A 14657-nucleotide genomic window follows, 5' to 3' on the forward strand; every position below is an offset into this window, starting at 1 on the left:
GCCGGCCAACCGCGCTACCCCCGTGGGGCCGCTTCCCGTAGACTGCGCCCCTCCCACGTACCGACGCCCGCCTGCAGTGATCACGCCACCCTGACCCTTGCCGCACATCGGCAGCCGGCCCGCCCGGCTCAGGAACCCGTGTCTTTCCACTGCAGCGCCATGCGGCCACGCCCGCCTGTGCGCGGAGCTTTCCCATGCAAACGTCCTACCCCCTGCGCCAGCAATGGCTCGGCAACATCCGTGGCGACCTGCTGTCCGGCATCGTCGTCGCCCTGGCCCTGATTCCCGAAGCCATCGCGTTCTCGCTCATTGCCGGCGTCGACCCCAAGGTTGGCCTGTACGCCGCGTTCTCGATTGCCGTCATCACTGCCATTGCTGGCGGCCGCCCTGGCATGATCTCCGCCGCCACCGGTGCGATGGCGCTGGTGATGGTCGACCTGGTCAAGGACCATGGCCTGCAGTACCTGTTCGCCGCCAGCATCCTGGCCGGCCTGCTGCAGGTGCTGGCCGGCGTGTTCAAGCTCGGCTCGTTGATGCGCTTCGTCTCGCGCTCGGTCATCACCGGCTTCGTCAACGCGCTGGCGATCCTGATCTTCCTGGCGCAGATGCCCGAGCTGATCGGTCGCGGTCCTACGGTCTATGTGCTGTGCGCCGCCGCGCTGGCGATCATCTACCTGTTGCCACGCCTCACCCGCGCCGTGCCATCACCGCTGGTGGCCATTGTGGTGCTGACCGCCGTGGTGATCGGCTTCGGCGTTGACGTACGCAGCGTCGGTGACATGGGCCAGTTGCCTGACAGCCTGCCGCATTTCCTCATTCCCGATGTGCCGCTCACCTGGGAAACGCTGCGCATCCTGCTGCCGGTGTCGGCCACGCTGGCCGTGGTCGGCCTGCTCGAATCGATGATGACCCTGCAGATCGTCGAGGACATCACCGAGACGCCCAGCGAGCGCAACCGCGAATGTGTCGGCCAGGGCGTGGCGAACACGGTGACCGGCTTCCTCGGCGGCATGGCCGGCTGCGCGATGATCGGCCAGTCGGTGATCAACGTGACCTCCGGTGGCCGCGGCCGCCTGTCCTGCCTGGTGGCCGGCGTGTTCCTGCTGGTGCTGGTGGTGTACGGCAGCGATCTGGTGCGGCAGATCCCGATGGCGGCGCTGGTGGCGGTGATGATCATGGTCAGCATCGGCACCTTCAGCTGGCGCTCGCTGCGCGACCTGCGCACGCATCCGCGTAGTTCCTCCGCGGTGATGCTGCTGACCGTGGTGGTCACCGTGGCCACCCATGATCTGGCCAAGGGCGTGCTCAGCGGTGTGCTGCTGTCGGCCCTGTTCTTCGCACGCAAGGTCGGCCGCATGCTGGACGTGCAGCGCGACGATGCCGGTGACACCCAGGTCTACCGCGTGCGTGGGCAGGTGTTCTTTGCCTCGGCAGGGCAGCTGGGTGCGGCGTTCGATTACCAGCACGTGGCGCCGAAGGTACAGATTGATCTGCGCGATGCGCACCTGTGGGACCTGACTGCCGTGGCCGCGCTGGAGCGGGCGCAGGAAAAGCTGGCCGCGCATGGGGCGGAGGTGACGGTGGTGGGGCTCAATGCGGCCAGCCAGACCCTCATTGAACAGGTGGGTGGCAAAGGCGCTGCTGGCAGCGCGCATTGACGCTATCGGCTCTCGTGGAGCAACTGCAACGCCATGGCCGCTGTTGCGGTTGCTGCATCTTCAGCCTGTGAACCCCACCCAAGGTGGAAGAATCGCCGCGATCGTGCTCCGTTGTGATCCTCACGACGGAGTACTTCTGCCGGAATGGATTCGCTCTTCAACAACGCCACCACGCTGCTGACCTTTCTGCTGCCGGGTTTCCTGTCTGCATGGGTGTTCTATGGGCTGACATCCCATCCCAAGCCGCCGCAGTTCGAACGGACCGTGGAAGCGTTGGTGTTCACCTTCGCGGTCCAGGTGCTGGTGAAGTTCACCGAACTGATGCTCCTGCTGGCGGGTCGCTGCTTTGTGCTGGGGACCTGGACCGAGACCAGCAGCCTGCTATGGGGTTTTGTCCTCGCCGCACTGCTGGGGGCAGGATTGGCCCTCGCTGCGAACAAGGATTCCCTCCACAGGGTTCTCCGTCGTGCAGGCTTCACCACGAGGACATCCCACCCGAGCGAGTGGTACTGCGTGCTGGGTACGCGTCCTGCCTTCGTGGTGCTGCAATTGAAGGATGGCCGTCGATTGACCGGCTACCCCAAGGAGTGGCCGATCAGCCCCGCTGCGGGACAGTTCTACATGCAGATGCCGGCCTGGCTGGTGGATGCGGATCCACCCGATGAAGGTGCCGATCCAGCAGCGGATCCCGTGGCCAGCCCCGCCGTGGTCGAGCTTCCGCAGCTCGATGGCATACTGATTCACGCAGTGGATGTGCAGTGGGTCGAGATTCTCCAGGAGACAGACGATGGCTAAGTTGAGGAAGGGTTCCAACCCACCACTGGACCAGTTGGTCGTATCCATGGAGAACGCGAACCCCAAGCTCCCCGAGGGCAGGAAGCGTCCGCCGCCACCGCCCAGCCCGCCCCGGCCGCCAGCCGGAGCCGGGCCCAACCGGCGCTCGCCGCGCGGCTGACCGGGCGCATTCAGCCGCCCGGTGTAAACTATTGATCTCACTGGCAATGCCAGTCTCCACGATCAATGCCCCGATGACGTCCGCCACCGCCCGTTACGCCGATTCCCTGCGCCTGTCCGTTGCCCCGATGATGGACTGGACGGACCGCCATTGCCGCGTGTTCCATCGCGTGCTGGCGCCGGGCGCGCGCCTGTACACGGAAATGGTGCACGCCAACGCGGTCATCCACGGCGATCGCGAGCGCCTGCTCGGCTTCGACCGCAGCGAACAGCCGCTGGCCCTGCAATTGGGTGGCAGTGATCCAGCGCTGCTGGCGCAGGCCGCCCGCATCGCCGCCGAATGGGGTTATGACGAGGTCAACCTCAACTGCGGCTGCCCGTCTGATCGCGTGCAGGCCGGGCGTTTTGGCGCGTGCCTGATGCGCGAGCCGGCGCTGGTGGCCAAGTGCGTCGCGGCGATGGTCGACGCGGTTGATATCCCGGTGACGGTGAAGTGCCGCCTGGGCGTGGACGAGGACAACGACTACGACGTGTTTGCCAGCTTCGTCGACTGCCAGGTTGCCGCCGGTGCGGCGATGGTGGTGGTGCACGCGCGCAACGCGTGGCTGAAGGGCCTGTCGCCGAAGGAGAACCGCGAGGTTCCGCCGCTGAAGTACGACTGGGCCTACCGCCTGAAGCAGGAGCGCCCGGCACTGCCGGTGGTGATCAACGGTGGACTGGCCAGCCTCGAGGCGGTGCAGGCGCAGGCCGCGCACGTCGATGGCGTGATGCTGGGCCGTGCGGCTTACCACGACCCCTACCTGCTGCATCAGCTGGACGCGCTGCACACCGGCGTCCCGCTGCAGGCCCGTGGCGATCTGCTGCGCGCGATGCGCCCCTACATCGAGGCGCGGCTGGGCGAAGGCCTGGCGCTGAAGCACATCACCCGCCACGTGCTCGGCCTGTTCCACGGCCAGCCCGGCGGCCGCGCATTCCGCCAGGTGCTGAGCGAGGGCGCACACCGTCCGGGCGCCGGCTGGAGCCTGATCGAACAGGCTCTGGCGGTCACCGACCGCGAAGCTGATCGCGCCGCAGCGTGACCGCAGTCACATTCCTGACTTGACAAGGGACGGCGATTCGTCCCGAATGTTCACTTAGCTGAACGACTCGGGCGCAGGGCCGGAAAAGTTCAGACCGGATTCACCGCTGTAAACCAAGAATTTGCAAAAGATTTGTAAAACGCTGGGTTTCGAACCCGGCGCCGGATTTACGACTTTTGAACGAATCGCCGTGCTCGGCTAGGATCGCATCGATGTCTTCCGCTCCCTTCCATCGCCGCATTGCCCTGGCCACCTGCGTGGTGCTGGCGGCTGCGCCGCTGTCTTCGGCGCTGGCGCAACAGCCGCCGCGCGGCGACCAGGGGCGGGCGGAGATGATGGAGCGGGGCGAGCGCGGTGGCCGTGGCGACGAGCGTTCGCTGTCCGATGCCGTGCGCCGCGTGCAGCGCACCACCGGCGGCCACATCCTCGGCGCCGAGCGCGTGCCGTTCGACGGTCGTGATATCAACCGGGTGAAGTACATGGACGATCGGGGCCGGGTCCGCTACATGGACGACCCCGCGCCGTCGCGTTCACAGCCGCGCACGCCGCGGTCGGATATGTCATCACTACGCGGCGATAACCCCTGAACAGGGATAGTCGTCGCTATCAACCCGTACCCCACAGGCCTCCGGGCCACACCCAGGACACTAGGGAGAGTTCATGCGTATCCTTCTGGTCGAAGACGAAGCCCCGCTGCGTGAGACCCTGGCAGCCCGGCTCAAGCGCGAAGGCTTTGCCGTCGATGCTGCGCAGGACGGCGAGGAAGGCCTCTACATGGGGCGCGAAGTTCCGTTCGATGTCGGCATCATCGACCTCGGCCTGCCCAAGATGTCGGGCATGGAGCTGATCAAGGCCCTGCGTGACGAAGGCAAGAAATTCCCGGTGCTGATCCTGACCGCGCGTTCGAGCTGGCAGGACAAGGTCGAAGGCCTGAAGCAAGGCGCCGATGATTACCTGGTCAAGCCGTTCCACGTCGAAGAACTGCTGGCCCGTGTCAACGCGCTGCTGCGCCGCGCCGCTGGCTGGAGCAAGCCGACGCTGGAATGCGGCCCGGTCGCCCTGGATCTGGCTGCCCAGACCGTTAGCGTGGCCGGCAGCAATGTCGACCTCACCAGCTACGAGTACAAGGTGCTGGAGTACCTGATGATGCACGCCGGTGAACTGGTCTCCAAGGCCGACCTCACCGAGCACATCTACCAGCAGGACTTCGACCGCGACTCGAACGTGCTGGAAGTCTTCATCGGCCGCCTGCGCAAGAAGCTGGACCCGGATGGCGAGCTGAAGCCGATCGAGACCGTGCGCGGTCGCGGCTACCGTTTCGCGATCCCGCGCAACGAGGGCTGAGCCGGCTCACCCTGGCGATAACACGATGTCCGGCCGTCTGTGGTTCTTCCGACGCTGGCGGCCGCGCTCACTGCAGGCGCGCCAGATGCTCGCCGCGTCCGTGGGCCTGGTCGCGTTCCTGGCACTGGCCGGTTACGCGCTCGATGCCGCCTTCGCCGATACGGCGAAGGCGAACCTGCGTGAGCGCCTGAAGAACTACGCGACGGCCTACGCGGCCGGCATCGACTTCACCCGCGACCGCTCGCTGTACATCCGCGAGCAGCCGCCGGATTCGCGCTTCGACGTGCCGGGCAGTGGCCTGTACCTGCAGGTGGTGATGCCGCACGGCAAGGGCAATTCGATGTCCGCCGAAGGCCCGATGCTGCCCACCGTCGGCGGCGGCCTGCTGGCGCCACGCCAGGAAGTGTTCGAAGGCCCGTTGCCGATGATCCAGATCGACGGCAGCCAGGGCTCGGTGTACCGGTACGGCCTGGGCCTGGTGTGGGACGCCGACGCCGACCCCGCTACCGAATTCCCGTACACCATCTATGTGATGGAAGACTCGCGCGCGCTGGGTGCGCAGCTGCGTGTGTTCCGTGGCCGGGTCTGGTTCTACCTGGGCGGCATCGGCCTGATCCTACTGTTGCTGCAGACCGTCATCCTGCAGTGGAGCCTGCGGCCCCTGCGTCGCGTGATCACCGAGCTGACCAAGGTGCAGCGTGGCGAGACCGCGCGCATGAGCGAGCGCCACCCGCGCGAGCTGGAACCCCTGACCGACAGCATCAACGCCTTCATTGAAAGCGAGCGCGAGAACCTCGAGCGTCAGCGCAATACCCTGGCCGACCTGGCGCACAGCCTGAAGACGCCCATTGCGGTGCTGCGCACGCAGATGGACAGCGGCGCGGGCGATGGTGCGCTGCGCGAGGAGCTGGACGTGCAGCTGCAGCGCATGAACAACCTGGTCTCCTACCAGCTGGCACGTGCTGCGTCGTCGGGCCACAAGCTGTTCTCCGCGCCGCTGCCGATCGAATCCAACGCCGAGGAAATCGTGCGTGGCCTGGAAAAGGTCTATGCCTCGAAGGGCGTGCTGTGCGAATTCGATATCGACCCGGCCGCACGCTTCCACGGCGAACCGGGTGACCTGCAGGAACTGCTGGGCAACCTGCTGGAGAATGCCTTCAAGTGGGCCAACCGCCGCGTGCTGCTGACCGCGCAGCCGCTGCCGGCACCGAACGCGCGCCGCGCCGGCCTGCTGCTGGCGGTGGACGACGATGGCCCGGGCATCGCCCCGGACGACATCGGCAAGGTGCTGCAGCGTGGCGTGCGTGGCGACGAGCGCGTGCAGGGCCACGGCATCGGCCTGTCGATCGTGCAGGACCTTATCAAGGATTATCGCGGTGAACTGGCTGTGGGCCGCTCCGAGGAACTGGGCGGCGCCCGTTTCGAAGTGCGCCTGCCGCCGGGGCCGTAACTCGCGCGTTCCTGTCCGCCGGGCATCGCCTGGCACAACAGCGCGTAGTGCTCCGGTAGTGCCGGCCGCTGGCCGGCAACCTCATGAACTTCGGTGGCATTGCCAAGGTGCCGGCCAGCGGCCGGCACTACCGTGTTTCGATCGCCGGCGGCTCGCCATAGAACCGCCGCAGCCGCGCGTTCCCGTCCGCCGGCCATCGCCTGCGCAATAACGCGTGGTGTTCCGGTAGTGCCGGCCGCTGGCCGGCAACCTCATGATCTTCGGTGGCATTGCCAAGGTGCCGGCCAGCGACCGGCACTACCGTGTTTCGATCGTCGGCGGCTTGCCATAGAACCGCCGCAGTTGCGCAGCGACGTCCGGCAACGCCTGCTGCAGCAGATCCGGCGCGGAGAAGTGGTACTCGCTGGTCACCGCGAAGAATTCTTCCGGTGCCTCGGCCGCATACGGATCGATCAGCGTTTCTTCGCCCGCATCGACCTGGGCACAGAAGGCATCGTAAGCCTGCTGGAACGTGGCCGCCCACTCGCGCTGCCATGCGCGCGGCAGCGGCGGCGTGCCGTCCATCGCACCATCCAGTGCATCCAGCTTGTGCACCATCTCGTGCACCGCCACGCAGTAGCCCTCGTGTGGCGCGGCCAGGTCGGCCTGCACGTCGGCCCAGGACAGGATCAACGGTCCGCTGTCCCACGATTCGCCAATCAGTTCGTCATCCCACTCGTGCAGCACGCCGGCCGCATCCATGTGGCTGCGGTGCACGCGGAATGCATCCGGGTAGACGATCAGCTGCGACCAGCCTTCCAGTCCCACCTCGCCGAATTGCAGCAGCGGCAGGCAGCACAGCGCGGCCAGCAGCACGCCATCGCCGGCCTGCAGCTGCAGCTCACCAATCGGGGTAATGGTCTTCTCATGCAGGAAGCGCGTGGTCAGCACACGCAGGCGCGCGCGGCGTTCGTCGTCCAGTCCGTGCAGCCACGCCGCGCGACGGCAGGCGTCTTCCCAAAGTGCATCGTCGATCGGCCGCGGCGCAGGCCGCAGCCACTGCAGCAACGACTTGATCAGCGGAACATTCCCGGCAGGTAGCTGTGCCACTTCGGCGCGCGGATGCGCGGCAGCACGTCGTCGTCGCTGCCACCGCCACCGGTGGTGGTGCTGGCCGCCGGGCGTACCGGCGCCGCCTTGGTACTGGCGGCCGATGCGCTGGCGGTGGGCGCGCGCTGCGAGGCGGCATCGCCATTGGAGGACACGCAGGCCCCACGGCTGTCGTCCAGCGCTGCCGTCGCAGACGCCGCGAAGGGCATCAGCAGCAGGATCAGGCAATGGGCATAACGGCGCATTGACGACATCCACGTTAAGGGAGGGTGAGTTCCCGATTCTAGCCCGAACCCGGCGCCCCGTTGGAAGCCCCCGCGGAACCCAGCGTGGCGGGCGTCGCTGGCGGCTTTCCCGCATAATTCCTTCCTGACTTCGTGGAAGCTGCCGTGGACGATCGCCAATTGCTGGCCAAACTCGCTGCCGGTCGCCTGTCCGGCGACGCCCTGGCCCGTGAGCTGGGCCAGACCCGGGCGGCCATTTGGAAGCGTATTCAAGGACTTAGGGCCGCCGGTGTGGACATCGAGGGCCGTGCTGGCGAAGGCTATGGCCTGACCCGTCCGGTCGACCTGCTGGACCCGGACGCGATCCGCGCCGGCTTGCCTGCCGACGTCCAGACCCTGCTGCACGAGCTGCAGGTGGCCTGGACGGTGGACTCGACCAACGCCGAATTGCTGCGTTGCAGCGCGCCCCAGCGCGGGGTGAGCGTTCTGCTGGCCGAACGCCAGACCGGCGGCCGTGGCCGTCGCGGCCGTGCTTGGGCCTCGCCGCTGGCCGCGCATATCTACCTGTCGGTGCTGCGCCTGTACTCCGGTGGCCTCGGCCGCCTGGCCGGGCTGAGCCTGGTGGCCGGTATCGCCGTGGCCGAAGCGCTGCACGACCTGGGCTACACCCAGGCGCAGCTGAAGTGGCCGAACGACCTGATCGTCGATGGCAAGCGCAAGCTGGTCGGCCTGCTCGCAGAAGGCGGTGGCGAGTACGCCGGCCCGGCGCGCGCGGTGATCGGCATCGGCATCAACACGCACATGCCGCCGTCGTTCGCCGAGCAGATCACCCAGCCGTGGGTAGACCTGGATACGCTGGCTGGCAAGCCGGTGGACCGCAACGTGGTCGTTGCTGCCGTGCTGACGCGGCTGCTGCCGGCGCTGGAAGAATTCGATCGCGAAGGCCTCGCTCCGTTCCTGCCGCGCTACGCCGCCTTCGACATGCTGGCCGGCCGCGAAGTGCGCGTGGAACTGGACGGGCAGTGGCAGCACGGCACCGCACTTGGCCTGGCCGATGACGGCGCGCTGCGCGTGCGCATTGATGGCCAGGAACGCCTGCTGCACGCCGGCGAAGTCAGCGTGAGGGCGGCATGAGCGATTGGTTGTTCGACCTCGGCAACTCGCGCTTCAAGTTCGCGCCGTTGCAGGGTGACCGCGCCGGCGACGTACAGGCCTGGGCGCACGGCGCCGAAGGCATGGCCGGGCAGCCGCCGCACAGCCTGCCCAGCGGCACCACCGCGTTCGTGGCCAGCGTGGCCGCACCGTCGCTGACCAGCGCCATGCTGGACCAGCTACAGCGCCGCTTCGAACACGTGCACGTGGTGCGCACCAGCGCCGAATGCGCGGGCGTGCGCATTGCCTATGCCAAGCCGGAAAAGTTCGGCGTCGACCGCTTCCTGGCCCTGCTGGCTGCGGCCAAGGCGCAGCGCCCGGTGCTGGTGGTCGGCGTGGGCACCGCACTGACGATTGATCTCCTTGACGCCAATGGCCAGCATCACGGCGGGCGCATTTCCGCGTCGCCCACCACCATGCGCGAAGCGCTGCACGCGCGTGCCGTGCAGTTGCCGGCCACCGGGGGTGACTACAGCGAGTTCGCCAACGACACCGCCGATGCGCTGGCCTCCGGCTGCGATGGCGCCGCCGTGGCGCTGATCGAACGCAGCGCGCAGCAGGCGCATGCGCTGCTGGGCGTGGCACCGTCGCTGCTGGTGCACGGTGGCGGCGCACCGGCGCTGATGCCGTTGCTGCCCGGCGCCGACTACCACCCCTCGCTGGTGCTGGATGGCCTCGCCCGCTGGGCGGTGCACCAGCCCGCAGGCTAGTATCCGCGCATGCTGACCCGTGCCCTGATCGTCGTACTGGCCATCCTCAATCTTGGCGTCGCCTGCTGGTGGCTGCTGCGCGATGCACCGCAACCGCCCGCGCCGCCGCCGCAACCGGCTGGCGTAGCCGAGCTGCGGTGGGTGCCCGGTGGCGTGGATGCCGCTGCGGCCGCCGAGGCCACTGCCGCCGCCCCGACCGCGCCGCTGGTGGAACGCGAACCGGCCACGAAGACGGTTGTGGCTGCGACGCCCGCGCCTGCACCGGCCGTGCCGGCCCAGCCAGATGTTGCCAAGCCGCAGGTGGCTGAGGCTACGCCGGTTGCTGGCGCTGCCAAGCCGGTAACGCCGCCTGCACCGGCCCCGGCGCCGGAAAAACCCGTAACCCCGCCCGTGGCCGCGGAGCCACCGCGCTGCATCGCGCTGGGCCCGTTCGCCGACCGCGCCGCCGCGAGCAGCGCGCAAGGCAAGGTCGGCGCGCTGCTCGGCCAGGTGCGCCTGCGCGAACAGCCCGCTGCCAGTGGCAGCGCCCGTTTCCGGGTGATGCTGCCGGCCGCCGCCAGCCGCGAAGAAGCCCAAGCTACGGTGAAGCGTATCGTCGCCGCCGGCCTGAGCGACTACTACATCATCAGCCAGGGCGAGGACATCAACGCCGTGGCGCTGGGCCAGTACCGCAATCGCGAAGGCGCCGAGCGCCGCATGGCGGCGGTGCAGGCCGCCGGCTTCCAGCCGCGCCTGGTCGCCAGCGGCGACGCCGGCCAGTGGTGGCTGGAAGGGCAGCTGGCGGCGGGCACGCAGCCGGCCCAGGCCCAGCAGCGCAGCGGCGCGGCACAGAGCCGGTCGCTGGAATGCACGCGGTTGCGCTAGAATCCCCCCACCGCGGCGCTGCCGCCGGTGATCCAACCTTGCCGCTTTAGCTCAGTTGGTAGAGCAACTGTCTTGTAAACAGTAGGTCATCCGTTCGATTCGGATAAGCGGCACCATCTTCGATCCCTTGGCATCCGCACATGTCTACGGGGAACAATCAACCCGCTGAAATAGCGGGTTTTTTTGTGCGTTGCCGTTCCGGAAAGAATGCGGGTCTGCAGGCGTGTTCAACGCGACCTCGTAAGACCCCTTCTGAGTTGGTTGCAACGCTGGAGCATACGTTCGCCAGACTGTTCATTCATTCGAATGCGGCCATCGACGAGAAGGGGATAGGTCTCGAGACGGACACGATAGGCTGCTTGCGAAGACAGCTGCACTGCAGCGTCGTCCGTGCCGATGGCGGCTCCAGGCAGCGAATCCTCTCGAACAACGCCATTTACCTGAAGCTGTGCGCAGAGCCCGGCGTAGTAGGCGACGCGTTCATCAAGCGCCTGAGGGTGCCTTGTGGCATGACCCAGCGCATGGAATGTCTCGTGTGCGACCAGATCGACAAGGTTTGCAACTGTCCGTCCGCGGTCGTCATGTATCGAAGCCGCAAGTGCCAATGTCTTCCCACCCGAGAACGATCCCAAAGCACGCGACTGTATCGTCGCGGCGGTATCCATTGGCACGAGAAGAATCCGGTATCTGTTCGCCTTTGCTTCTATCCATGATTCGGAGAATTTCGCTGCTGCATCAATGCGCGTACAGGTATCGGCAACGTCAATCTGTGATCCTGCAGCCATCAAGAGCAGGATTCCGTGCTGGGTGTTGGTGCAGTGAAACGATTCCAGAGCGGGCAGGTCCTTGTGCCCTGGAACAATGGAGAGAGACCGGAAGTAGCGGAATGGCCCGAGAGGCGTGGACACCAGCTCGGTATAGCCATCCGGAGGGATGCCTTGTGGAAATCCAATCGTTGTGGCGCAGCCTGCCAGGATGGAGGCGGCGAATGCGGCGAGTACGACTCCTTTCATCGCTTCTCCCAAAGGTGCGGGTGCTCAAGGTGCACCCGCACCTCCTGTTGTTTACTACATCTCCATGCACAAGTGCGGCGACGGGTGGTTGACGCAATCCCGTCCTTCGAACTCCAGGTAGTAGCTCGCCTTGGTAATGCCTTCCTGTTTGGCTTGCCCAGCGATAACCTGCGGGCCATTTCCGTATGCCGAATGGAAGGGGAGCAGGTCGTAGCTCAAGGCATCGCCATTGCCCACATTTGCGTATATCCAGGCATTCACCGCGTTAGGATCCGCAACTCGGATCACGGTGCCTGTCCTGACCCATGAAAACGTTTGGGACGCGCTGATTGCGCCGGTAGCGACGTTCTTTACCCGGAGTATCGCATTGCCCGTGGCAGGATACGGTATGGTTGATCCGGATGTATCCAGCTCAAACGTCGCGGCATCTGGGAGTACGCTGAGAGACGAGAGCAGGGAGTTGTAGATGCTCCTCTTCCCACCACCGTCCCCTTCCCAGATAACTTCCATACCCGCCTTGCACTCTCCGCCACCTGCTTGTTTTCCACTGCACTCGCCATAAGCTCGAACACTCTTCAGGGTGCAACCTGTGAACAGAAGTGCGCTTCCCAATGCGATAGTGGAGGCGGCCAGTATGCTCTTGGAATTCATTCTCATGCTAGATCTCTCCTTGGTCTAGAAGGATGCGTGGTCCACCGTGGTTTCGAAACCACGCGGAGCAGTTGAAATGAGATCGACAGAGGTAGATGTGACTTCGGTCTTGGAATTGAGTATCCGTCGGTGTCGTCGAGTATCACTCTCGGAAATGAGGCGCGTGTGCGAGTGCAAGGAAGCATTCCACAGCGAAGTAGAATCCGGGCGTTTGTGCAGAAGCTCTCGCCAGCTACCTCCCACCCACCTGCAACGCCACATACTCCGCCAAACCACGGCAGGCCAATATCAGCCCCTCGCGCGCACCATCGCCGATATCGTCTTTCTCTTCCCCGTCTACGCGCACGCGCTCAGCGGCGTGATACAGCTCCAGCAGCGACACCAGGCCAACCGCAGCGCGGTGCCGGCGTGCGGCGGCCACGGCCTGGCCGGGTGTGCTGGCGGGCCCCGTCCACGGCTGTCCGTCGGCGGCATCACCGGCGCGGATGCGTTGCAGGCAGCTGGGCAGGTTGATTGGCGCGGGTGCCTCGTTCGCAGCGGCGAAGGCCGCTTCCAACGGCTGCGCCAGTTCCGGCGGCAGGCGCAGGGCGGCCTCGCCCAGGATTGCGGTCAGGTACGGGTGATGGGCGTTGGACATGCGGGCATCCTCGTCAGGAACAGAGGTGCCGCCACGATAGGGTGGCGGGCGATGCGTGGCTTCCAAGACCGGGAATCGATGAGCCGGCGGGCACGGGGCCCCCACGCACCGCCCGCCGTCGATCGGCGAACGGATTGCCAGCCGGCGCCGCTCTTGGGAAGACGGCGCCGGCTGGCAAGCGTATACAGCATCGATTACGCGGGCTTGGAAGACCCGACCACCTTTGCAGGTGGCGATTCATCATGCGCACGTGAAATCACCGCCTGCCAGTCGTTTGTTTCGATGGCATCGGGTGATCTGAAAGGAAAAATGAACTATCGCGTTTGGCCCGTTTCGGGCATTGCAATGCCAGAAGCGACATATCGCGCCGAGCTGTAGCCAACGACGAATCCTGGTGCGTCTTGCTGTCGCACAACCCTTCATGGCCCAGGAAGTAAAGCTGGCTTAACCGTCCCGGCAAAGCTCCAAGAACACCCTATCAGACATGAATCCCCGCGCGCGCCACGCGGATCTTGATAATCCTCACGGACAGCCCGCAGCGCCCTACCGCATACTGCCGCCACAAGCCCCCCCTGGGCCCTTTCGGGATAAGCACATGCGTCGCCATGCCCTGCCGCCCACCGTCGCACTGTTGTCCACCGCCTTCATGGCGCCGGCCATGGCGGCGGTACCGTTCTTCAACGCCAGCTGCCCGGGCGGCATCGATGTGCACGCCGACGATGGCGGACCGGTCTACGTGCAGGGCCGCGAGGCCACGCTAAAGCGCTTCAACGATCGCTACTTCGAAGCACGCGATGCCAACAGCGGCATCACCCTGTCGATCAGCCGCAACGATGAAGGCACGCCGCAGATCAGCTACACCGGCCGAGACGGCGCCAATGGCATCTGCCAGGTCATTGTCAGCGGAACGCCCGCATCGTCTGAACATCGCGACCACCGTCGCCACGATGACGACAACGACACGGCACTACCGCGCGAAGTCACCTGCGAGTCCACCGACCAGCGCCAGGTGTCGTGCGACATGGATACCCGTGGCAACGTGGAAATCGAGCGCCAGCTCAGCCACACCCGTTGCGAACAAGGCCAGAACTGGGGCCTGTCGCGGCATTCGGTGTGGGTCAATGGCGGGTGCCGCGCGGTGTTCCGCAATGTGTCCAAGGCGGCCAACAGCGCGCCGGCGGGCGATACCGCGCTGGGTTCCTGCAACATGCGCAAGGGCGCGCAGGGCACGCTGGTGACCCAGATGCCGGTGGGCAGCGATTACCAGGAACTCATCATCGATTATCCCGATGGCCGCTTCCTGTGCATGATGCGCAACAACGGCCAGGTGCAGAGCGTGACGCCGGTTCGCCGCCGCGGCGGTTGAGTTCGTCGCAGGCTGGGACCTCCGTCAGCCGCCTGATGTTCGCAGCAACACCCATATCAGCATCAGAGCGAACATGCCGACGACGGTCAGGCCGAACCACAGCGCGGCCACCTTCACATTGCCGATCAACGCCGTCAGCATCCGCTGCAGTTCGCTCTTCAGGATTGGATCTTCAGCGTGTGCCTTGCGCAGACGCTGCCAACCCAACCCGAGGAATACCAGGATCGAGAACGGCACCACCAGCAGCGTCGCCTGCATCAGCCAGCCATTCGGCGATGCATCGATCGAGTTGCTCAAAAAAACTGCGAAAACGGCGATGGGCAGCGCCACGGTGAAAAAGCGTGGCCACGCGGTATTGATGAAGGGCGACATCGCAATCTTCCATGAAGGACGGTCGGGTCCGCGCGGCATCATGCCATGCCAATGCCCTGCTGCACCGCCGCGAGTGGTGTCACACAGCTCTGGC

General features: G+C 66.0%; 17 protein-coding genes and 1 tRNA gene. 12 read left to right on the plus strand and 6 right to left on the minus strand.

Annotated features, from left to right (window positions below):
- Window positions 1-194 precede the first annotated feature (194 nt).
- The 6 genes from ACZK3W_RS01055 (at window position 195) to ACZK3W_RS01080 (ending at window position 6485) form a co-directional block, all read left to right on the plus strand.
- Window positions 195-1658 (plus strand): SulP family inorganic anion transporter, encoded by a 1464-nt coding sequence (locus tag ACZK3W_RS01055; RefSeq protein ID WP_125895196.1) that lies wholly within the window; start codon window positions 195-197, stop codon window positions 1656-1658.
- Between the two features lie 144 nt (window positions 1659-1802).
- On the plus strand, window positions 1803-2453 hold the full coding sequence (locus ACZK3W_RS01060; RefSeq protein ID WP_049399849.1) for a DUF6338 family protein: 651 nt from the start codon (window positions 1803-1805) through the stop codon (window positions 2451-2453).
- A 206-nt stretch (window positions 2454-2659) separates the two neighbouring features.
- Window positions 2660-3691, plus strand: a complete 1032-nt coding sequence (gene dusA / locus ACZK3W_RS01065) for a tRNA dihydrouridine(20/20a) synthase DusA (protein WP_293794165.1) — start codon at window positions 2660-2662, stop codon at window positions 3689-3691.
- Window positions 3692-3903: 212 nt separating this feature from the next.
- Entirely contained in the window at window positions 3904-4278 is a 375-nt protein-coding gene (locus tag ACZK3W_RS01070) for a hypothetical protein (protein ID WP_005407693.1), read from the plus strand.
- Window positions 4279-4351: 73 nt separating this feature from the next.
- Entirely contained in the window at window positions 4352-5035 is a 684-nt protein-coding gene (locus tag ACZK3W_RS01075; protein WP_004136763.1) for a response regulator transcription factor, read from the plus strand.
- Between the two features lie 25 nt (window positions 5036-5060).
- A complete protein-coding gene (locus ACZK3W_RS01080) occupies window positions 5061-6485 on the plus strand; it encodes an ATP-binding protein (RefSeq protein ID WP_032128221.1) in 1425 nt (474 codons plus the stop codon).
- Window positions 6486-6782: 297 nt separating this feature from the next.
- Here ACZK3W_RS01080 and ACZK3W_RS01085 read toward each other — a convergent pair whose 3' ends face one another.
- Window positions 6783-7574, minus strand: coding sequence for a M90 family metallopeptidase (locus tag ACZK3W_RS01085; protein WP_185749985.1), 792 nt, complete (start codon window positions 7572-7574; stop codon window positions 6783-6785).
- Window positions 7541-7819 carry a hypothetical protein gene (locus tag ACZK3W_RS01090; RefSeq protein WP_125895929.1) on the minus strand — a complete coding sequence of 93 codons (279 nt, stop codon included), beginning with the start codon at window positions 7817-7819 and terminating at the stop codon, window positions 7541-7543. Before ACZK3W_RS01090 ends, ACZK3W_RS01085 begins: the two co-directional genes overlap by 34 nt.
- A 144-nt stretch (window positions 7820-7963) precedes the next feature.
- Here ACZK3W_RS01090 and birA point away from each other — a divergent pair, with 144 nt between their 5' ends.
- From birA to ACZK3W_RS01110, 4 genes are all read left to right on the plus strand, one after another.
- Entirely contained in the window at window positions 7964-8932 is a 969-nt protein-coding gene (gene birA, locus ACZK3W_RS01095; RefSeq protein ID WP_125895928.1) for a bifunctional biotin--[acetyl-CoA-carboxylase] ligase/biotin operon repressor BirA, read from the plus strand.
- Window positions 8929-9660, plus strand: coding sequence for a type III pantothenate kinase (locus ACZK3W_RS01100; protein ID WP_012509777.1), 732 nt, complete (start codon window positions 8929-8931; stop codon window positions 9658-9660). The genes birA and ACZK3W_RS01100 overlap by 4 nt, the downstream gene beginning before the upstream one ends.
- Before the next feature lie 9 nt (window positions 9661-9669).
- Window positions 9670-10524, plus strand: coding sequence for an SPOR domain-containing protein (locus ACZK3W_RS01105; RefSeq protein ID WP_478450309.1), 855 nt, complete (start codon window positions 9670-9672; stop codon window positions 10522-10524).
- A 40-nt stretch (window positions 10525-10564) separates the two neighbouring features.
- Window positions 10565-10640 (plus strand) — tRNA-Thr (locus ACZK3W_RS01110).
- Window positions 10641-10751: 111 nt separating this feature from the next.
- Here the strand turns inward: ACZK3W_RS01110 and ACZK3W_RS01115 are convergent.
- From ACZK3W_RS01115 to ACZK3W_RS01125, 3 genes are all read right to left on the minus strand, one after another.
- A complete protein-coding gene (locus tag ACZK3W_RS01115; RefSeq protein ID WP_478450310.1) occupies window positions 10752-11537 on the minus strand; it encodes a hypothetical protein in 786 nt (261 codons plus the stop codon).
- Window positions 11538-11591: 54 nt separating this feature from the next.
- On the minus strand, window positions 11592-12194 hold the full coding sequence (locus tag ACZK3W_RS01120) for a hypothetical protein (RefSeq protein WP_152911148.1): 603 nt from the start codon (window positions 12192-12194) through the stop codon (window positions 11592-11594).
- Between the two features lie 226 nt (window positions 12195-12420).
- Window positions 12421-12825 carry a hypothetical protein gene (locus tag ACZK3W_RS01125; RefSeq protein ID WP_317218396.1) on the minus strand — a complete coding sequence of 135 codons (405 nt, stop codon included), beginning with the start codon at window positions 12823-12825 and terminating at the stop codon, window positions 12421-12423.
- A 204-nt stretch (window positions 12826-13029) separates the two neighbouring features.
- Between ACZK3W_RS01125 and ACZK3W_RS01130 the strand changes: the two genes are divergently transcribed.
- Together ACZK3W_RS01130 and ACZK3W_RS01135 are read left to right on the plus strand one after the other, a co-directional pair.
- Window positions 13030-13203, plus strand: coding sequence for a hypothetical protein (locus tag ACZK3W_RS01130; protein WP_478450311.1), 174 nt, complete (start codon window positions 13030-13032; stop codon window positions 13201-13203).
- Window positions 13204-13420: 217 nt separating this feature from the next.
- The gene (locus ACZK3W_RS01135) at window positions 13421-14191 is read left to right on the plus strand and encodes a DUF3011 domain-containing protein (RefSeq protein ID WP_317218395.1); all 771 of its coding nucleotides are present in this window, start codon (window positions 13421-13423) and stop codon (window positions 14189-14191) included.
- Between the two features lie 24 nt (window positions 14192-14215).
- Here the strand turns inward: ACZK3W_RS01135 and ACZK3W_RS01140 are convergent, their stop codons facing one another.
- Complete coding sequence (locus ACZK3W_RS01140; protein ID WP_317218394.1) at window positions 14216-14563, minus strand: hypothetical protein; 348 nt, start codon at window positions 14561-14563, stop codon at window positions 14216-14218.
- Window positions 14564-14657: the final 94 nt, after the last annotated feature.

This window comes from Stenotrophomonas sp. 80084_Sma (assembly GCF_056481995.1).